The following is a 19,737-nucleotide window of genomic DNA, read 5'->3' as shown; positions in this document are numbered from 1 at the left end:
GAACGATCCATCGCTGAGAGGATCCGGAGAGAACCCCGGTCAGCGCAGGCCGGCCGGAATCAGCGCACTCGGCAGCCACCGCAGTACCCGGACCACCAGAGCCATCGATCGCGGCACCCAGACCACGACGCGATGCCCGGCGATCGCGCGAGCGACCTGACTCGCGACCTTCGCCGGGGTGGTCCACAGCGGCGGCCGGTCCAGCCCCTCGGTCATCCTCGTCGCGACGAAGCCGGGCCGGACCACCAGAACCCGTACGCCGGCGGCCGCCGCCTGTGGGGCCAGCAGCAAGGCTGTCGAGTCCGCCAACTGCTTGCCGAGCGAGTAGGCCATGACGGACCGTCTCGGCCGGGCGGCCGCGGCGGACGAGAGCAGCACCAGTTGCCCTGAGCCCGCATCACTCATCCGCCCGATCAGTGTCTGTACGAGCACCGCGACCGCGAGGCCGTTCACCACCAGCGCATCGGCGAACGAGTCCGCCGACAACGCGCCGACCGCGATCACGACCAGTCCGAGTTGGTGGTCGGCGGTGAGATGTTCGAGCAGCCCGTCGGTCCCGGCGGCCTCGTGCGATGCGTCGTACTGCGCGGTCGACACCTGGTACCCCGCGTCGCGCAGCTGATCGGCATGGCGCCAGAGTCCTTCGCTCGGCCGGCCGGCCAGCACCACCCGGCGCGGTGACGGTCCGAGCAACTCCGTCAGCACCGCGAAGCCGAGCTGCGACGAACCTCCGACCAACAGGGCGGTACCGAGGTCCGGATTCACGTCAGCAGCCGCAGTCGCTGGGCCAAGGCCGAGTTCAGGCGGTGGTCGGGGTCGAGTCTGGTCCGGGTTCGGCGCCAGGCCTCGAGCCGCGGGTACATCCGCGGGATCAGCTCTGGGTCGGCGACCGAGTCCTTGGCCAGGTAGACCCGGCCGCCGGCATCGGCAACGATCGCGTCCACGGCTCGCAGGCTGGTGCCGTTCTGAAGCCACCTGGCCGGCAGGTCGACCGCCAGCGTCATCCCCGGGATCGGGAACGACAACGGTCCGGCCGTGCCGTACCCCAGGTTCTTCAGTGTGGTCAGGGCCGGCACCATCCGTCGCCCGATCAAGGTCGCGAGTACCTGGAACAAGGTGGGTGCCGCACCCGCCGGTACGACGAGTTGGTACTGGACCAACCCCTTCCGGCCGAAGGCCGCCGGCCACGACCGGACCTGGTCGAGTGGGCACAAGGCGGTCGTCAGCGGCAGGATCCGCTTCTCCTCGGACTTCGTCAGGTGCCACCGCGTCGAGGTCGCCGCGGCGATGGAAGCACCGAACATGACACCTGGTCCGGGCAACGATCTGGCCACCCGGCGACCGACGCCGCCGGCCGGCTTCGGCATCAGGTCGACCGTCGGCGGAAGGTCGGTGATCAGCGCCGGGCGGGACTCGTCGACGATCCCCCGGCCCAACCGTCGACCGGACGCCTGGGTGTCCAGCCAGGCGACCACGTGCAGGTCGGGATCGAGTTCCTGCCTTGCCTGCAAGGCAATCATCAGCTCGACCGTCTCGTCCCACGAGTGGGTCCGGGTACGTCGCCGGACGGCCCAGCCGGTCTGTGTGCGCTGCAACTGGATCGCGGCCCGAAGGATCACGCCGGTCAGGCCCATGCCACCGACCGTTGCCCAGAAGCCGTCGGCGTCCTCGCCGGGCGACAGGTGGGCAACCGCGCCGTCGGACCGCAGCAACGACAGCCACACCACGTGGAGTCCGAAGGAACCACTGCCTGGATGGTTCTTGCCATGGACGTCGCAGGCGATCGCTCCGCCGACCGTGACCCCCGCGGTACCGGGGAGGACCGGTGGGAACCAGCCCTTCGGCATGGCCTCCCGGACGATGTCGGCCAATGTCACTCCGGACTCGACCACGATGATCCCGGTCGTCTCGTCAAATGACAGCACCTTGCGTCGTGCGGTCATGTCCAGCAAGGTCCCGCGCTCAGGCAGTGCCGCGTCTCCGTAACTCAGGCCGGCCCCACGAACCGTCAACCGCGGCGCCTGCCGGACCGCCCGGACGACGTCCTCCTCCGACAACGGCCGCCGTACCAGACACTGCCGGTGGGTGGTCCGCCCCCACCCGGAAACAGTCACCCGGCGTTCGTCCGGATCGAGCACGTTCATCGGGTGGGCTCCGTCGGTTGCAGGTTCTCGTAGGCCGTGGAGTTCGACGCTAGAACTGGAGCACTGAGAGCAGGCTGAGGGGCAACTCGCCCGTACACGTGCAGGTGCCTGCCGATCACGTTCGGCCAGGCCATGCCGGACGCCGTACGCCGGTTGTGGTTCTGCATGCGGTGAAGCCGCACCGGGTCGGTCAGCAGAGCTGCGGTGACCTGGGCCATCTGTTCGTCGGAGTCGACCAAGAAACCTTCGACGCCCGGGCGGATGAACTCGCCGACGCCACCCGAACCCATCGCCACCACCGCGAGACCGGCGCAGCGTGCCTCCAGCGCGGCCACGCCGAACGACTCCAGCCTGGCCGGCGCGAGGAAGACGTCCGTCTTCGCGTAGAGCCGCTGGATCTCCGCTCGCCGCAGGCGGCCGGGCAACTCCACCCAATCGGTCATCCCCCGTCGCTCGACCGCCCGGGCCAGCGCGGGGGCGTTCGGACCGTCGCCGACGATCACGGCCCGGAGATTCGCCGGTGACTCCGACCGCACGGCCTCGAGGATCCGGAGCAGCGCGAAGGGCCGCTTGCGGCGTACCAGCCGCATCGTGCTGACCAAAGTCGGCGGGCCGCCGGCGTGCCGCGGCTGTCGCCACGGGGCCGGGTCGATGCCGTTGTGGAGGATCTCGACCGAGCGCCCCGGCAGGGCCTGCCGGAGCGAGTCGGCGACGACTTCGCTGACGGCCGTCCAGACGATGCGCGGCCCGAGCCTTGCGTCGAGTCCGGCCAGCAACCGGGGAGCCAGGACTCCCCCGGCCGCCGGCAGCGAGTGCAGGGTGAGGATCGTCGGTACGCCGGCGGCCGCGGCGATCCGCGCCGCGCTCCAGGCCAGCGGGGAGAAGAACGACGTGTGCGCGTGCACGACGTCGTACATTCCCGAACCGAGCGATCGGCGCAGCGCATTGATTGCCTCAGGCAATGGAATGCCGCCGACCGCCGGCAGGCGCAGTACCGGGCCCTGGTCCGGACCGGTCGAATCGGTGACGGTGAAGACCGCAACGGAGTTCCCGGCCAGCCGCAGCTGCGCCGCCAGGTCGTGGACGTGCAGCTCGATACCGCCGAGGCGGGGCAGGTAGCAGTCGCTGACCAGGGCGATCCTCATGCGGCGACCGGCCGCCGACGGTTCCACACCAGCCAGATCGCCAGGGTGGTACCGCCGACCGGAATCTCGAGCAGGTAGGTGAAACCTCGGAACAGCAGCAGCCCGGCGGTGACGAGGGGTGGGTCACCGCCGAGCGCCACCAGCGCCGCGATGGTGCCGACCTCGACGACACCGGCACCTCCCGGCGTGATCGGGACGAGCGTGAGCAGTCGTTCGACCGCCAGCCCGGTGATCAGCAGTGGGAGCCCGAGCGAGGCTCCGACGACCTGGAAGCAGAGCCACAGCAAGGCGGCCTGGAGGAAGAGGTAGGCGAGCATGCCGAGGCTCAGCGGACGCCAGCCGCGCCGGACCACGCCCAGGATCGCCGACCTCAGTTCGGGCAGGGACGACTCGAGCGAAGAGCTGGACCGGAACATCCCGACCACCCGGTCCAGCCCGCGCCCCGCACGCCCGGCGACGGGTGCCCTGCCGAGAACCCAGCCGACGAGGCCGAGGACAGCCAGCACAGGCAGCAGGAGCAGGCCTGTGCGTCCGGCCGGCAGCGCCGCCGTACTGCCGAGGACCGGGCTGAGCGCCAAGGCGACGGCGACGACCCCGAGCTTGGCCAGCACGTTCACCAAGGTCGTCACCGCCAGGAACCCGGCGAAGGCGCCCGCGCTGAATCCCCAGCGGCGGGTCATCGCGAAGTTCAGCCCGGTTCCGACCGCGCCGCCGAGCGGCAACACGTTCGACACCGCGCTGCCGCTCAGATTCAGGGTCAGGCCGCGCCGCTTGGTCAGGCCGGGCAGTGAGGCGGCCAGGACGTACGAGTGCGAACACAACCCCGCCATCCAGACCACGCCCAGCAGCGCGAGTTCCGGCAGCGAGACCTGGGTGAGCGATCCGCCGACCAGCTGCCACGTGGTTCCGACGGTGCCGGGCAGCAGCACGAGAAGGGCCACCGCCGCCGCCGCGGCGAAGAGCGAGATGGTCACTCGCCGGGCTCTGGCTGACTTCGTCATGCCGCCTTCTCGGTCAGGGCCGGCCTGCTGGAAGGACGACCTGTGCGCCCATCGTGGAAGGCAGCCACTGAGAGATCGCTGAGAGCCGATGGGACGGATCGGCTCTTCGTGCGATCCTCGGCAGGTGCCCTACAGCTTGGTGTCGTTCCACGCGCACCCCGACGACGAGGTGTTGCTGACCGGCGGCACGCTGGCTCGTGCCGCGGCGGAGGGTCACCGGGTGGTCCTCGCAGTGGCGACCGACGGCGAAGCAGGCCTCGCTGCCGGGCGGTACCGCGCCGACGGCCGGCTGGCCGAGCGTCGCCGCGACGAACTGGACCGCTCAGCCGCCGCCCTCGGCTGTGCCCGGGTGGTGCGGTTCGGCTTTCCCGACTCCGGGTGGTCCCGCTCGGAGGAGCCCTCGGCGAACTCCTTCAGCCGGCTGCCGGTGGACGTCGTGGCAGCACCACTGGCCGCAGTCCTGCGGGAGGAACGCGCCGACGCACTGACGATCTACGACGCGGCCGGCGGGTACGGCCATCCTGACCACCGGCAGGTCCACACAGCCGGCCTGGCCGCCGCACGGCTGGCCGGTACACCTTTGGTGCTGGAGGCAACGATCGACCGGGCGACGATCCGGCCGTTGATCCGGCTGGTCGAGCTACTACCGGGCATTCTGCCAGAGGTCCGTACGTCGGACTACGACGCCGCCTACGCCGCGACCGACGAGATCACCCACCGCATCGACGTCCGCCGGTACGCCGATGCGAAGCGCGCGGCGATGCGGGCGCACGCGAGCCAGGCCAGCGCGGACGAAGGCGCGAGAACCCTGTCCCTTCTGCTCAAACTGCCTGCTCCCCTGTTCCGCCGGGTTCTTGGCCGGGAATGGTTCGTCGAGCACGGCCGAACCACCCCGACGGACGACCTCTTCGCCACTCTGCGCGCCCGCCGCTGACCGGCCGCAGTACGGCTGATCCACGCCGTGCCGGCCCGTACTCAGCGGATTCTCAGCGAGACGACGGCACACTGGTCAGGTGCGGGTGTTGATGGTGGAGGACGAGGTGCGGCTGGCCGACACGGTCCGCCGTGGCCTCACCGACGCCGGATTCGTGGTGGAACTCGTGCACGACGGCGAGGACGCGATCTGGGCCGCCAGCGAGAGCAGCTTCGATGTGATCGTGCTCGACATCATGTTGCCCAAGCTGAACGGCTACAAGGTGCTCGAGGAGCTGCGCAGCAAGGGCGTCTGGACGCCGGTCCTGATGCTGACGGCCAAGGACGGTGAGTACGACCAGACGGACGCGTTCGACCTCGGCGCGGACGACTACCTGACCAAGCCGTTCAGCTTCCTCGTCCTGGTGGCCCGGTTGCGGGCCCTGATCCGGCGCGGTGGACCCGAGCGCCCCGTCGTACTGGTGGCTGGTGACCTGACCCTCGATCCGGCTCGCAAGCGGGTCGAGCGAGCCGGTCGGGAAGTGATGCTGACACCGCGCGAATACGGGCTGCTGGAGTTCCTGATGCGGCACCGCGGCGACACCGTGACCAAGATGGAGATCCTGGAGAGTGTCTGGGACCCGGCCTTCGACGGCGACCCGAACGTGGTCGAGGTCTACATCCGCTACCTGCGGCTGAAACTCGACGCACCGTTCGGCCGTCACGCGATCGAGACCGTCCGGGGCATGGGCTACCGGCTGGCGACCGACGGCGGCTGAGATGACCCTGCTGAACGAACGGACCACCCCGCGCCTGCGGTACGCCGTACCGGTGGCGGGCGTGGCCGTGGCGGTGGCCGGCACCATCGGCGTGGGCGCGCTGGCCGACAGCGCGAACGAGGCGAACGGGCTGGCGGCGTTCGATCCGCGGCTGACGACCGACGTTCTCAGGCTCCGATCCACACCGTTGACCGACGTGGCCCGCGCCTTGACCTTCATCGGTGACGTCCCCGTGCTGTGCCTGCTCACCGTGCTGGCGGCGTTCCTGTTCTGGCGCCGGACCCGGTCGTACCGCGCGCCCGGATTGTTGCTGGTGGCAATGGCCGGCTCGGCGGCGCTCACCTACGGCCTCAAACTGCTGGTCGCCAGGCATCGACCCGGGACCGCCTATGTGCTGGGGCCGGTGGACAACGGCTTCGCCTTCCCCTCGGGTCACACGCTGAACTCGGCGGTCTTCTTCGGCACCGTCGCAGCCCTGCTGGTCGCCGTACTCCGCGCGCGGCTCGCTCGTGCGGCCGTGATCGCGGGCGCAGTTCTGGTCAGCCTGGGCATCGGGCTGAGCCGGCTCTATCTCGGCTACCACTGGGCGACCGACGTACTGGCCGGCTGGCTGATCGCTATGACCTGGCTCACCATTATCGGCACCATCGGCTATCTGACCCGTCCGGCGCCGGAACCTGGTGGGCGCGTCATCCGTTGAGCGAACGGCGAAACAGTCCCCGCCTGGTGGCGATCCTGGGATGCGATGGAGGCATGGATGGTTGTCGAGGTGTCGCTCTTGACCGGGTGGCTTCCGCTGACTCTGCAGTTCGCTGCGGGTCTCGCCCTGATCCTGGCCGTCGGCTGGCGAGACTTCCGCTGGCGCACCCGGCGGGTGCCCGTCATCGCTGCTGCCACCGTGCTGTTCGGGATTCTGGCCGCCTGGGTGATCTCGCCGGCGCTCGGGATCACCGATCCACTCCCGCTGAAGATCTGGATCTGGCTCAGCGTTGCTTTCGGTGCGCTCCTCGTCCTGGCGGTCGGCTGGTCCAGCGCCCGCTGGCAGCGGAAGCTGACCGCCTTGGTGGCGGCCGTGCTGGCCGCCGTCGTCGGTGCCAACGGAGTCAATCAGTTCGTCGGCTACTTCCCCACGGTCAATGACGCCGTCGCCGGTCTGCAGGGACAGAAGGTTCCCGGCCAGGTCTCGCTGGCGCAGGTCAACGGCCGGTCGGACCCGGCCGGTGCTCGTTCGGGCGAGCTGGTCGTGGTCACCATTCCCGCGGTGCCGAGCGGGTTCACCCACCGCCAGGAACTCGTCTATCTCCCGCCGGTGTGGTTCCGTGGCCCGCACCACCCGGTCCTGCCTGCGGTCGAGATGATCGGTGCCGAGCATTCGAAGCCGGAGAACTGGGTCCGGATCGGCGACGCGGTCAAGACCGCCCAGGCCTACGCCGCCGGCCATCACGGCCTCGCGCCGATCCTGGTGTTCGTCGATGCCACCGCGGTGTTCAGCAACGACACCGAGTGCGTCAACGGGCCGCACGGGCAGGCCGAGGACCACCTGTTCCGCGATGTTCCGGCGTACATCAGCAACACCTTCGGGGCGTCGAGGAACCCACGGTCGTGGGCGGTGGCCGGGTTCTCGATGGGCGGCACCTGTGCCATCGGCCTGACCACCGAGCACCCGAACACCTTCGGGCACTTCGTCGACATCTCCGGTGACCTCTTCCCGAACACCGGCGACAAGGCGCAGACCATCGCCAACCTGTTCGGTGGATCCGCGGCGGCGTACGCCGCGCACGATCCACTGACGGTGATCGCCCGACACGGCCGCTACCCGGCCCTGACCGGACGATTCCTGGACGGCAGCGACGAGAAGCTACACACCAAAGAGGCCTACCAACTGGTCAGCGCCGGAAAGAAGCACGGCATCGTCTCGCAGGTGACGATCCTGCCCGGTACCCACAACTGGCAGTTCGCCCAGGAAGCCTTCTCCTACATCTTCCCGTGGCTCTGCCAGCAGCTCGGCGTCGGCGGTGGCGGCCAGGCCGGAGCCCATCCACTCCACCGGGTGGCCTAGCGTCCTGCCATCGGCAGCGTGACGACGAAGCCGGCGCCGCCCAGGGGCGAATCGGTGATCCGGACCGAACCTCCGTGGCCGCGGACGACCTCCTGGACGATCGACAGGCCCAGCCCTGAACCACCGCTGCCGCGGTCCCGGCTGGCGTCGAGCCGGACGAACCGTTCGAACACCCTGAACCGCTCCGCCGCAGGGATGCCGGCACCGTCGTCCTCGACTGTCAGGATCGCCTGCCCGTCCTCGGCGGAGAGCGAGAAGCGGACGACTCCACTGGCGGCCCGCGCGGCGTTGTCGGCGAGGTTGCGGATCACCTGGCTGAGCTTGTCCGGATCACCGGACACCCGTACCGCGCTGACCTCCTGCCGCACCTCCGGCCCGGAGGCACTCCGCAGCCGCCGGACCTCGGCCTCCACCAGGTCGTCCAGATCGACGTCCGTACGCCGCATCCGCAGACCTTCGTCGTCGGCCTTGGCCAACAGCAACAGGTCCTCGACGAGGCGACGCATCCGCTCGGTCTCGGCACCCATCACCAACTGCAGGTCCTGCCACGCCTGCCCGCTGTCGTCCGCGACGACCACATCGAGGGCGGCCATCAGCGTGGCGATCGGCGACCGCAACTCGTGGCTCGCGTCCGCGACGAAACGCCGCTGGGTCTCCTGACCGGTCTGCAGCCGATCGAGCATCTCGTTCATCGTCACGGCAAGGCGCGCGATCTCGTCCTGCGTCGGCGGCACCGGCACCCGTTCGGACAGCTGATCGGCGCCGATGCCGTGCACCCGCGCCCTGATCCGCTCGACCGGCCGGAGCGCCCGGCCGACCAGCACCCAGGTCGCCGCGCCGACCAGCAGCAACAGCAGCGGATAGCCGATCAGCAGGTACTCGGCGACCGTACTGACGGTCTCGCGCTGCGCCTCGATGGAGGAGGCGACGACGACCGTGTACAGCGTCTCCTCGTGCCGAGCACCCCGGGCGACGATCAGATAGGCGTGGTCGTCGTCGAGCAGCGGCATCTCGCCGACCTGGCTCCGCAATTCCTGACCCGCCGCCGGCCGGAGCGTGGTGAGTGCCCGCCCGGCTGCCTTCCTCGAAGAACTCGCCACCACGTCGCCGTCCGGTTCGAGGACCTGGATGAGCTGGCTCGGCCTGGCGTTCTCCAGCAGGTCCTGGGTCAGCCCGGTGCGTCCCTCTTCCTGGACCTGGCTGGCGATCTCGAAGGCCTGGGCGTCGGCCGCGTCGGAGACGCTCGTGATCAACGCCCGCTGCAACAGCAGCACCAGGACCCCGGCGCCGATCGCGAGGGCCACGGCAACCACCACCACAGCCGCGGCGGTCGACCGGCCACGGACCCCGGGGCGCCTGACCGCGGCCAGCAACGCCCTCATGCCGGCCTCGGCAACGGTGGGGCACCGGCGGGCAAGCGCTCGGGACGCGTCATGATCACGGCCTCATCCTGGGCAACCCGGCCGCCAGCAGAACCTCGGCGATGAGTTGATGTCCGGAGCCGTTCGGGTGATCGCCGTCAGCAGCGAGCAGGCCGGTGACATCGGCGCCCTCCCGCTGGAACGGGCCGGCCAGATCGACCGGGGTCGCGCCTTCGGCTAGGGCGGTGGTCTCGATCACCGTGTTCACCCGCCGAGTCAGTTCGACGGTCGCCGCAATGCCGTCCGTGCTGAACGTCTGCCGGGCGACCTGGCCGTCCTCGAAGACGTTCCAGTAGCCGGTCACCAGCGCCGTGGTCGGCCGAGCGGCACGGAGTTGACGAATGCGTTGCAGGATGTGGTGCAGAGTGCCGGACAACTCGTTCAGTTCGTCGCTGACACAGTCCTGCGAACACGAAGCGGCCACGACCTCGTCGTGATGATCACCGAAGTCGTTCGCGCCGATCGTGATCAGGTCGACGTCGGCCGAACCGACCGCCTTCGCCGCGGCCGGCGCCTCGAGCTGCCGCAACAACCCTTCGGAATCAAGGCCACTCACCCCTCGGTTCTCGACAGTGACCTGTACTCCGGTCCGTTGGCTCAGGAGCCGGCCATAAATCTCCGGGAACGCTGTGCACCCACAAGCAGCTCCCGCGGTCACCGAGTCGCCCAGGGCCACGACCCGCAACGGCTTCCCGCCGGGCGACGGCGTAGCGGGAAGACTCGTGGTCTCCCGGTCGGCCGTGCCACCCGCACCGAGCGTGGCGAGCAGACCGCCTGCGCACAGCATCATCGCGACGGTCACCACGGCCATCCGCTGCCTGGTCATGGCTCGAGAACCGCGAACCTGGCCAGCCGGACCGAACCACCCAGCGTCAGCACGAACCCCAGCACGGTCAGCCAGGCGAACCCTTGCCGGACCTGATCACCCAGCCAGATCAGCCCGACGGCCGCCGGTACGACGGTCTCGATGCTGAAGGTCACCGCGGCCACCACCGTGACCGAACCGCGTTGCAAGGCGAGCCCGAAGGCGGCCAGGGCGAGGCCGCCGTAGACCACCAGGGACCAGGCGACCGGATCGGTGAGGACCTTCCAGCCGTCGAGATTCAGGGTCCGGGCCGCGACGCCGGCGCCACCGAATCCCAGCCCGGCCACGACGGCCAGCAGCGCCACCCCGCGCGCAGCGGCCAGGCGGTAGCCGATGAACCCGAGGCCCGCCGTCGGAACCGCGAGCAGGAGCAGCAGAACGGCGGCCGGTCCACTGAGCGCCTTGGCCGGTCCTTCGACGGCACTCGCCGCGAGACCGACCAGTCCGACGCCGACCACCGCCAGCGCCAGGACCGTCGGCCGATCCAGCCGCCCACCGAGGAAGATCGCGGCCAGGATCGCGGTCACGGCAACGCTCGACGCGACGGCGGACTCCACGATGAACAGCGGAAGCGATCTCAGTGCCGCCACGGAGGCGAGGAATCCGGCCCCGTCGAGCGCGAGGCCCACGGCGTACAGCCAACCTGCTTGGATCCGTGCCCACCAGGTGGTGGCCGTCGACCGGGCCGAGCGGCGCAGCCCTTCAGCCTGCAGAACCGTGCCCACGCCGTACAGGACAGCCGCACCGAACGCACCCACCAGAGCAAGAATCACCCGACCACTGTCTCAGGCCGGAAACCCTCGTGGGCACCGACACCCGGCTCAGCTTGCTCTCAGCAACCACCCGTCACACTACGGGCTCCTGCGGCGCCGAGTCCGGGGTCTGGGTGCCGGAGTCGTCGACGTGGATGCGGTTGGTCCAGCGTTGGTCGGGGTCCGGCTGTGGGATCGAGTCGAGGAGCAGCCGGGTGTAGGGGTGGGAGGGCTCGTGCATGACGCTCTCCACCGCGCCTCGCTCGACGATGGTGCCCTTGTTGATCACCATCACGTCGCCGCCGAGGTAGTAGACGGTGGACAGGTCGTGGGTGATGAAGAGCGTCGTCATCCCGTGGTCGCGACGGAAGTCCAGCAGGATGTCGAGGAACGTCTTGCGGATCTGGGCGTCCAGCATCGACACCGGCTCGTCTGCGATCACGAAGGCCGGGCGGAGCATGTGGATCCGGGCCAGCATGATGCGCTGGCGCTGGCCGCCGGACAGCTGGTGCGGATAGCGGCCGAGCACACCCGCGGGGTCGAGGCTGACGGCGTCGAGCGACTCCTCGATCATCGCCAGGCCTTTGGCGCGGTCGGGTGCGAGGCCGAACTTCTTGACCGCTTTCCACAGCACGCGGTCGACCCGGTAGAACGGGTTGAAGATCGAGTACGGGTCCTGGAAGACCGGTTGGACGTTGCGGCGGTAGTTGTCGTACTCCGTGCGGGAGAGCTTGAAGATGTCCTTGCCGTCGAAGCTGATGGTGCCCGCGGTCGGCTTCTGCAGACCGAGGATGTTGCGGGCGATGGTCGACTTCCCGCTGCCGCTCTGGCCGACCAGGCTGACGATCTGGGGCGGCTCGGACTGCAGTGTGAAGGTGGCGTCCTTGAGGGCGGTCAGGTAGCCGTCGGGGGTGCCGCGGGCGTGGAAGCGTTGCTCGACGCCTTGCAGCTCGATGACGCTCATGACGCTCTCCTTCCGAGCTTCGGGATGGAGTCGATCAGCTGCCGGGTGTAGGAGTGCTGCGGGTCCTTGAAGACCTGGTGGACGTCGCCGACCTCGACCAGCCGGCCCTCGTACATGACGGCCACCCGGTCGACCAACTGCGCGTGCACGCCCATGTCGTGCGAGATCACCATCAGCGTGACGCCGAAGTCGCGGCGCAGGTCCGCGAGACTCTGCAGGATCACCCGCTGGATGGTGACGTCGAGGGCTGTCGTCGGCTCGTCCGCGATCACCAGGTCGGGTTCGAGGGCGACGCAGATCGCCATCAGCACGCGCTGCTTCATCCCGCCGGACAGCTCGTGCGGGTACATCCGGGCCACCCGTGGCTCCAGGCCGACCTGGCCCAGCAACCGCGGGATCATCTCGGAGAGCGCTTCCTTGCGTTCCGGCGCGTGCTCGAGGATGACATCACGGAACTGGTCCTGGATCCGCATCACCGGGTTGAGGGAGTTCATCGAGCCCTGCGGGAGATAGGAGAGAGCGCTCCACCGTAGTACCCGGAGTTGCTCGCCGTGGACCTTCAGCAGATCGACCGGCGACTGCCCGGCGGGCCGGAAGACCACGCTGCCGGCCGTCACCCGGCCCGGCGGCTTGAGCAACCTGAGCAGGGCTACCGCCAGCGTGCTCTTGCCGCTCCCCGACTCCCCCGCGATGCCGAGAATCTCGCCGCGGCGTACGGACAGGTCCAAGCCGTCCACAGCTCGCACGTCGCCACGGTTGGTCGAGTAGGTGACTTCGAGGCCGGCGACCTCCAGTACGGTGTCGTCACTCACCGGCCACTCCTCTCAGCCGTGGGTTGTAGACCTCTTCGAGCCCGATGTTGACCATGTTCAGCGCCGCGAACAGCAAGGTCAGCAACACGATCGGTACGACGAACATCGGCCACGCGCCCAGCGTCAGCGCGCCGGTGTTGATCGCGTTGAAGATGATCTGGCCGAGGTCGATCACGCCACCGGGTCCGAGCCCGATCACCTCCAGGCCGACCAGGCCGAAGATCGCGCCGAGCGCCGAGGACGCGAACCCGACCCCGATGAACGGCAGCAGGTTCGGCAGCAACTCGGTGCCGATGATCTCCAGGTCACGCGCCTTGCTCACCCGGGCCAGGTCGACGTACGGGCGCGACCGCAGGCTGAGCACCTGGGATCGGATCGTCTTGGCGGCGAACGGCCAGCTGAAGATCGAGATCATCACACCGACCTGGAACAGGCTCACGTTCTTGGCATAGGCGGAGAGCGCGATCAGCAGCGGGAACGTCGGAATCACCAGCAGGATCCCGGTGAACGTGGACAGCACCCCGTCCACCCAGCCGCCCTTGTAGCCGGCGACGAACGCGACGATCACGCCGACCACGGTCGAGATGACCCCGGCGATCGCGCCGATCTGCAAGGAGACCGACATCGCGCTCACGACCATCGCGAGCACGTCGCGGCCGAACTGATCGGTGCCGAGCAGGTGATCGGACGACGGCACCAGCCACTTCTGGTACGCCGCCAGCGCTATCGGGTCGTTGCCGTTGCCGATCGAGTGCACGATCAACGGGCTGAAGGCAGCGAGCAGCACCATCAGCGCCAGGATCACCAGTCCCGTCGCCAATCGCCTGCTGTCGCGGACTGTTCGCAGTACGGCTGTCAGCAGTCGCATCGTCATCACTTCCAGTACTTGACCCGAGGGTCAAGCAGAGGCAGGAGGAGGTCCAGCAGCAGAACGGCGGTCAGCACCGAGAAGATCGCCATGTCCGTGACCCCGAGGATCGTGTTGAAGTCGAGCTGCTGGATCGCGGTGACCAGGGTGGTCCCGAGGCCCGGGTAGTTGAACAGCTGCTCCACCAGCACGTTGCCGTTGAAGATGAAGCCGAGTGAGATCCCGAACGCGGTCACCTGCGGCAGATAGCAGTTCCGCAGCGCGTAGCGGGTCAGGATCCGCCACGGCTTGAGTCCCTTCGCCTCGGCGTACGTGAGGTAGTCCTCGCCGAGGACCGGGACCATCAGCATCCGGGTGGACAGGATCCAGCCGAAAGCACCGATCACCACGATCGACAGCCCCGGCAGCAACCCGTACTTCAGCACGCTGCCGATGAAGGCCGGACTGAGCCCCGGACTGATGTTCGAGTCGTACGCCGATCGCGCCGGCAGCATGCCGAGCGAGTAGGCGAAGACGTAGACGAGGATCAGTGCGACGAAGAAGAACGGAACGTGAGAGAGCGCGATCGACAGGTTCGTGATGATCGCCGAGCCCGCCTTGCCGCGTCGCCAGCCGGCGACCGCGCCGACGATGATGCCGAGCACCCACGCCAGTACCGCGGAGATGCCGAGCAGACCGATTGTCCAGGGCAACGAATGCAGGATCACGTTCTGCGCCGGCGTCGGGTAGTTGATCAGCGACGGTCCCAGATCCCCGTGCAGGATCAGGTTGTTCATGTACTTCAGGTACTGGGTGAAGATGTTGCCGTCGAGCCCGAACTCGTGCTGGTACCGGGCGATCACCTCGGCACTGGCCTGCTGGTTGTAGACGTAGTTCTGCTGCAGGGTCTGGATCAGAGTCTGGATCGGGTCGCCCGGGATCATCCGGAAGAAGAAGAACGCGACGGTCAGCGCGCCCCACAGCTCGATCAGGTACAACCCGAACCGGCGCAGTGCGTACGCCGCCAGCGGATGCCGCGACAGCCAGGGGCGCAGTCCGCTGCGGGGAGCGCTCTCTGCTGACGCTTCGACGGCCTCCGCGGGCGGGGCCGTCGCGGTCACGACGGGCCCTTCTGTCCGGTGGCCTTCAGCTTGCCGAGGACGAACAGGAAGTGCGGCCACCAGTTGAGTGGGACCTGGTACAGGTTGTCGTCGGTCGGCCAGCCGGTCCAGAAGGTGGTGTTGAAGTACGACGGGTAGCCGGTCTGGATGGTCGGGATCAGCGGCAGCTTCTGGAAGTAGATCTCCAGCGCCTGGTCGAGGTACGGCTTGGCCTCCGCGCTGGTCGGGTCGAGCTGGGCCAGCTTCGCCGACAGCTCGTCCAGCTTCGGATCCCGGAACCGCGCCTTGTTCTTGTCGACGGCGTTCACGCCGATCTTCTTGGCCTTGCTGCTCTCCCAGTCGGTGTAGAGCTGCTCAGGGTCGAAGGCGGCGCCGGCCCACTGGGAGTCGATGTCGTACTCCCCGCGCTGGAACTTCTCGTCGTGCACCGACCCGCTCAGGCTGCGCAGCGTGGTCGGGACACCGACCTTGTTCAGCTCTGTCTTGAGCAGGTTCCCGATCGCGTACTCCTGCCCGTCGACCGGCGACGGCGTGATCATCTCCAGGCTGATCGCCTTGCCCTGGTACATCCGTTTGCCACCGGCACCCTTCGGTGCGATCTCGTCCAGCAGCTTCACGGCCTTGTCCGGCGAGTACTCGAACTTGTACTTCTCCGCCAGCTCCTTGTTCGTCCACTTGTCGTTGCTCGGGTAGTCCGCCCACAGGTACTGCGCGGGCGGCACCTTCACCGGCCAGATGTTGTTGCCGATCTTGTCCCGGTCGATCAGGTAGTTGATCGCCCAGTGCATCTTCGGCTCGGAGATCACCCCGCGCGCCGGGTCGTTGTTCAGCCAGAACACCCGCGGGTTCGGATCGTGGAACTGAGTGGTGACCAGGTTCGGGTAGCCGGTGTTGCGCAGTTGCTTGGCGTGCTCCTCGTCGATCGAGCCGACGTCGAACTCGGCCCGCTCGAAGGCCAGCGCCGCCGAGTCCGCCTGCTTCGCGGTGCTCTGGAAGATCACGTACTTCGGCGCCGGGTCGAGCTTGTCCTTGTTCCAGTAGTCCGGATTGCGCTCCCAGACGAACATCTTCTGGCTCTGGATCGCCTGCTTCAGCACGTACGGCCCGCTGGCGACCGGCGGGTTCGCCCGGAACTTCGTCGGGTCCTGCCCCTTCCAGATGTGCTCGGGCATGATCGAGTACTGCGGACCCGCGATGGCGGCGATGAACCCGTAGTGCAGTCGCGGGGTCGGCTTGACCATCTTGATCACCGCGGTGTGCGCATCGGGCGTCTCGACGTCCTTCACGAACTCCGACAGGTCGCCCCCGCCGCCGAGCAGATCCTTGCGGTCCCTGAGTAGCAGCACGGTGAACTTGAAGTCGCTGGAGGTCAGCGGTTGCCCGTCGCTCCACTTCGCCTTCGGGTCGAAGGTGAACGTCAGCTCGGAGAAGTCGGCGTTGTACTTGTAGCCCGTGGAGAGCCAGTTGAGAAGTTCGCCCGTGGCCAGGTTGAGCAGGAACATCGGCTCCTGGGCGAGCGTCTCCAGGCCGGCCGAGTGCGGCATACCGTTCGGGATGAACCCGTTCCAGCTGTTGTAGACCGTGTAGTCCACCTGGGCGATCGTCACCGTCTGGTCGCGCGGTGTCGGGATGTTCGCCTTACCGATCTGGACCGACTTGGTGGCGGCGGGCTTGTTGGCCGGCTTGTCGGAGTACGAGCCTTTGCCGGAACAAGCGGCGAGGAAGGCGGTCAGGGCGGCCGCACCGCCTCCGATCGCGGTCCGGCGGCTCAGCTGATGGCGGAGGACGTCTGCTACGTCTTCGAACTGCGGGCGCGGCGCATCGTTCACGATGTGTTCCCTTCGGCCTCGAGTCCCGGCGGGACTCTCCTCACTCGACGCGTCCTCACGCGTCGCCCAGTCGGTGCGAAGCCACCTCCATCTCACCTGCTGTCATCCGGCCGTCACCGGCTGGAAACGTTTCCTCGGACTATAAATACCGCTGACAACGTTGGCAAGACTTTGGCTATAACGTTGCAATGCGCTCATCCAACGCGCAGATCAGTGCGAAGAGCAACCGTTGACAACGATGGTTTGCGCTGCGTAATTGCCGAGAGGCTCGCGCAGTCACACGCCTCGTCACACGGCGTACCGGCAGGCTGTGGGTACACCGCGCACCGCGGTGGCGTGGCTGGGGGGCGTACTTCTCTTTTTGGGGGCATGGGATGACGAGTACGGCTGTGGATTTCGCGGCGATCAAGGACAAGCAGCGGGCCGGCTGGCAGACCGGGGACTATCCCCGGGTCGGCAACACGCTGCAGATCATCGCCGAACTGCTGGCGGAGGCCGCCGACGTACGGGCGGACCAGAAGGTCCTCGACGTGGCTTGTGGGCAAGGGAACGCGGCGCTCGCGGCGGCCCGCCGCTTCGCCGAGGCGACCGGGGTGGACTACGCGGTGAACCTGTTGGAGCAGGGTCGTGAGCGGGCCGCCGCCGAGCACCTGCCGGTGACGTTCCTCGAAGGTGACGCCGAGCAACTTCCGGTGCCGGACGAGTCCTTCGACCGGGTTCTCAGCACGGTCGGCGTGATGTTCGCGCCCGACCACCAGCGAGCCGCGGACGAACTGGTCCGGGTCACCGCGCCGGGCGGCCGGATCGCGCTCGCTTCGTGGACGCCGACCGGCATGGTCGGCCAGATGTTCAAGACGGTGTCGAAGTGGGCGCCGCCGCCTGCCGGAGTACGGCCCGCGACGTTGTGGGGCACCGAGGAGCACCTGGCGGAACTGTTCGGCGATCGAGTCGAATGGGTGACGCTGACCAGGCGCGACTTCGTCTTCCGCTACCGCTCGGCCGAGCACTTCTCCGAGTGGTTCCGTGAGTTCTACGGCCCGATCACGAAACTGGCAGGGACGCTCTCCGAGGCGGACCGAGCCCAGTTCGCCGCAGACCTCGCCGACGTCCCCCGGGCCTTCGACGACAACACCGACAGCACCCTGGCGGCCCACGCCGAATACCTGGAAGCAGTGGCCATCAGGCACTGACAATCACCCGCTCCAACCGCGAGATGTCACGTACTGCGGGCGTCTGGCGGTTGGAGTGGGGGTGGGTGAGACTGGGGGCGGGGAGGGGGTGTGATGACAAGCATCAGGTTGATGGGGGCGCCGGCGATCGTGGCCGACGAGGGAACTGCTCGGGTACTGCGGGGGCGGAAGGCCTGGGCGTTGCTCGCGTACCTGTTGCTGGCTGATCGACCACCCAGCCGCAAACGCCTGGCCGAGTTGCTGTTCGCCGATGCCGACGATCCGCTCGGGGCCCTGCGGTGGACGCTCGCCGAGCTCCGCCGCAACCTCGGCGCCGGCGTCGTCCTGGCCGGCGACCCGATCGTCATCACTCTCGAAGCCGGTACCTCAGCCGATGTTCTGCTGCTCACCAAGGACTCCTCCGATCCGGCGACCCTGCTGGACCTCAGCGGTGAACTGCTTGAAGGGGTGCAGCTTCCGGCGTGCCCGGAGATCGAGTCGTGGCTGCTGGTCGAGCGCCATCGTCTCGCCGGCATGATCGAAGCGAAACTCCGCGAAGCCGCCATGTCCCTCGTCGCGAGCGGCCGGCCGGGCGAGGCGGTTTCCTTTGCCGCCAAGGCCGTTGCGATCAACCAACTCGAACAGGGCAACCACGAACTCCTCGTCCGGTGCCTCGCGCTGACCGGCGACCGGCCGGCCGCGCTTCGCCAGGTCGCCGTCTGCGAAGACCTTCTTCGCCGTGAACTGGCCGTCACCCCCTCCCCTGCGCTCCTGGCCGCGTCGACCCTCGGTCCGGGTTCGCCCTCCAGCCCGGCGCTCAGCGGCCGGGCCGCGGCGATGAGCCAACTCGAAGCAGGCCGGGCGGCGATCGTCGCCGGAGCGGTCGACGCAGGTCTTCAATGCCTGCGCCGTGCGGTCGCGGAGGCAGGCCACTGCAACGACGCCGTACTGCGAGGTCGCGCTCTCTCCGCCCTCGGCAGCGCTCTGGTGCACGCGATCCGCGGTCACGACGAAGAGGGCGCCATCGTCCTGCACGAGGCGATCCTGGTGGCCGAACGGGCCGGCGATCGAGCCACCTCCGTGGACGCCCACCGAGAACTCGGCTTCGTCGAGGTCCAGGCCGGGCGGCGCAGTACAGCGGTCGCCTGGCTGAGCAAGGCGCACGCGCTGGCCGAGACCGACGCCGAGTACGCCGCGATCCTCGGCGTACAAGGGATGAACTCATCGGACAGCGGTGACTATCCTGCTGCGTTCGAGCACCTCGGCGAGTCGGTCGAGCTGGCCGCGAAATGTGGGAACCGTCGCCAGCAGGCGTGGTCGCTGTCGATCACGGGTCGTGCGCATCTGCTTCGTGGCGAGCAGAGTCAGGCGGCGGCGACCGTCCGGCAGTCGCTCGAGCTGGTCCGACAGGAGCGCTGGATCGCCTTCCTGCCTTGGCCGCAGGCGCTCAAGGCGGAGCTCGACTGGAACGCCGGCGATCTCGAAGCCGCGACCGACGGTTTCGAGCAGGCGTGGGCACTCAGCTGCCAGCTCAACGATCCTTGCTGGGAGGGCATGGCCGCGCGAGGACTCGGCCTGCTCAGCGCCGGCCGCGGTGACGACGCGAGCGCGACGTCATGGCTCGACCAGGCCGCTACCAGGTCCAGCCGCGAACCGGACCGCTACCAGTGGGTCCACGCTCACGTCCTCGACGCCGCGATCACCGCAGCACTCGACCGAGGCGACGACCGTCGCGCGCGCCCTCTCGTCTCCCGCTTGACCGCCCTGGCCGCCCGCTGCGAACTGAAAGAACTGACCGTCCGCGCCAACCTCCACCGGGCTCGGCTCGGCGACCCGTTGGCCGCCACAACCGCCCGCCACCTGGCCACGAGCATCGACAACCCAGCTCTCACCGCCTTGCTCCGGTAGCGCCGGCAG

Annotated in this window: 18 protein-coding genes; 6 read left to right on the top strand and 12 right to left on the bottom strand. The window is 68.5% G+C overall.

Annotated elements, in window-relative coordinates:
- Positions 1-39: 39 nt before the first annotated feature.
- From EV138_RS37455 to EV138_RS29875, 4 genes are read right to left on the bottom strand one after another with little or no spacing between them, the layout of a single operon-like run.
- Entirely contained in the window at positions 40-765 is a 726-nt protein-coding gene (locus EV138_RS37455) for an SDR family NAD(P)-dependent oxidoreductase (protein WP_166678795.1), read from the bottom strand.
- The gene (locus EV138_RS29885) at positions 762-2,144 is read right to left on the bottom strand and encodes an FAD-binding protein (protein ID WP_133982954.1); all 1,383 of its coding nucleotides are present in this window, start codon (positions 2,142-2,144) and stop codon (positions 762-764) included. The genes EV138_RS37455 and EV138_RS29885 overlap by 4 nt, the downstream gene beginning before the upstream one ends.
- Positions 2,141-3,289: a glycosyltransferase family 4 protein gene (locus EV138_RS29880; RefSeq protein ID WP_133982952.1), complete on the bottom strand. Its 1,149-nt coding sequence runs from the start codon at positions 3,287-3,289 to the stop codon at positions 2,141-2,143. The genes EV138_RS29885 and EV138_RS29880 overlap by 4 nt, the downstream gene beginning before the upstream one ends.
- The gene (locus tag EV138_RS29875) at positions 3,286-4,290 is read right to left on the bottom strand and encodes a lysylphosphatidylglycerol synthase transmembrane domain-containing protein (RefSeq protein WP_133982950.1); all 1,005 of its coding nucleotides are present in this window, start codon (positions 4,288-4,290) and stop codon (positions 3,286-3,288) included. The genes EV138_RS29880 and EV138_RS29875 overlap by 4 nt, the downstream gene beginning before the upstream one ends.
- A gap of 124 nt (positions 4,291-4,414) precedes the next feature.
- Between EV138_RS29875 and EV138_RS29870 the strand changes: the two genes are divergently transcribed.
- From EV138_RS29870 to EV138_RS29855, 4 genes are all read left to right on the top strand, one after another.
- The gene (locus tag EV138_RS29870; RefSeq protein WP_238158504.1) at positions 4,415-5,224 is read left to right on the top strand and encodes a PIG-L deacetylase family protein; all 810 of its coding nucleotides are present in this window, start codon (positions 4,415-4,417) and stop codon (positions 5,222-5,224) included.
- Positions 5,225-5,303: 79 nt separating this feature from the next.
- A complete protein-coding gene (locus tag EV138_RS29865) occupies positions 5,304-5,981 on the top strand; it encodes a response regulator transcription factor (RefSeq protein ID WP_133982946.1) in 678 nt (225 codons plus the stop codon).
- Position 5,982: 1 nt separating this feature from the next.
- Positions 5,983-6,681 carry a phosphatase PAP2 family protein gene (locus EV138_RS29860; RefSeq protein WP_133982944.1) on the top strand — a complete coding sequence of 233 codons (699 nt, stop codon included), beginning with the start codon at positions 5,983-5,985 and terminating at the stop codon, positions 6,679-6,681.
- Positions 6,682-6,738: 57 nt separating this feature from the next.
- Entirely contained in the window at positions 6,739-8,040 is a 1,302-nt protein-coding gene (locus EV138_RS29855; protein ID WP_166678794.1) for an alpha/beta hydrolase, read from the top strand.
- Here EV138_RS29855 and EV138_RS29850 read toward each other — a convergent pair.
- The 8 genes from EV138_RS29850 to EV138_RS29815 all read right to left on the bottom strand — a co-directional run bounded on the left by EV138_RS29850 (position 8,037) and on the right by EV138_RS29815 (position 16,651).
- On the bottom strand, positions 8,037-9,422 hold the full coding sequence (locus EV138_RS29850) for a sensor histidine kinase (RefSeq protein WP_133982939.1): 1,386 nt from the start codon (positions 9,420-9,422) through the stop codon (positions 8,037-8,039). The two genes, EV138_RS29855 and EV138_RS29850, sit on opposite strands and share 4 nt — an antisense overlap.
- A gap of 55 nt (positions 9,423-9,477) precedes the next feature.
- Positions 9,478-10,287 (bottom strand): SGNH/GDSL hydrolase family protein, encoded by an 810-nt coding sequence (locus EV138_RS29845; RefSeq protein WP_133982937.1) that lies wholly within the window; start codon positions 10,285-10,287, stop codon positions 9,478-9,480.
- Complete coding sequence (locus tag EV138_RS29840) at positions 10,284-11,099, bottom strand: hypothetical protein (RefSeq protein ID WP_133982935.1); 816 nt, start codon at positions 11,097-11,099, stop codon at positions 10,284-10,286. Before EV138_RS29840 ends, EV138_RS29845 begins: the two co-directional genes overlap by 4 nt.
- Positions 11,100-11,172: 73 nt before the next feature.
- Positions 11,173-12,042 (bottom strand): ABC transporter ATP-binding protein, encoded by an 870-nt coding sequence (locus EV138_RS29835; protein ID WP_133982933.1) that lies wholly within the window; start codon positions 12,040-12,042, stop codon positions 11,173-11,175.
- Positions 12,039-12,854 carry an ABC transporter ATP-binding protein gene (locus tag EV138_RS29830; protein WP_133982931.1) on the bottom strand — a complete coding sequence of 272 codons (816 nt, stop codon included), beginning with the start codon at positions 12,852-12,854 and terminating at the stop codon, positions 12,039-12,041. Before EV138_RS29830 ends, EV138_RS29835 begins: the two co-directional genes overlap by 4 nt.
- Positions 12,847-13,722 carry an ABC transporter permease gene (locus tag EV138_RS29825; protein ID WP_238158503.1) on the bottom strand — a complete coding sequence of 292 codons (876 nt, stop codon included), beginning with the start codon at positions 13,720-13,722 and terminating at the stop codon, positions 12,847-12,849. Before EV138_RS29825 ends, EV138_RS29830 begins: the two co-directional genes overlap by 8 nt.
- Before the next feature lie 5 nt (positions 13,723-13,727).
- A complete protein-coding gene (locus EV138_RS29820; RefSeq protein WP_133982927.1) occupies positions 13,728-14,822 on the bottom strand; it encodes an ABC transporter permease in 1,095 nt (364 codons plus the stop codon).
- Positions 14,819-16,651: an ABC transporter substrate-binding protein gene (locus EV138_RS29815; protein ID WP_133982925.1), complete on the bottom strand. Its 1,833-nt coding sequence runs from the start codon at positions 16,649-16,651 to the stop codon at positions 14,819-14,821. Before EV138_RS29815 ends, EV138_RS29820 begins: the two co-directional genes overlap by 4 nt.
- A gap of 374 nt (positions 16,652-17,025) precedes the next feature.
- Here EV138_RS29815 and EV138_RS29810 point away from each other — a divergent pair, with 374 nt between their 5' ends.
- Complete coding sequence (locus EV138_RS29810; RefSeq protein ID WP_133982923.1) at positions 17,026-17,841, top strand: class I SAM-dependent methyltransferase; 816 nt, start codon at positions 17,026-17,028, stop codon at positions 17,839-17,841.
- Positions 17,842-17,934: 93 nt separating this feature from the next.
- Positions 17,935-19,728 (top strand): BTAD domain-containing putative transcriptional regulator, encoded by a 1,794-nt coding sequence (locus tag EV138_RS29805; protein ID WP_133982921.1) that lies wholly within the window; start codon positions 17,935-17,937, stop codon positions 19,726-19,728.
- The last annotated feature ends 9 nt before the right edge of the window (positions 19,729-19,737 follow it).

It is taken from the genome of Kribbella voronezhensis (assembly GCF_004365175.1).
Lineage (GTDB): Bacteria > Actinomycetota > Actinomycetes > Propionibacteriales > Kribbellaceae > Kribbella > Kribbella voronezhensis.
This window is presented reverse-complemented; position numbering and strand designations above follow the sequence as displayed.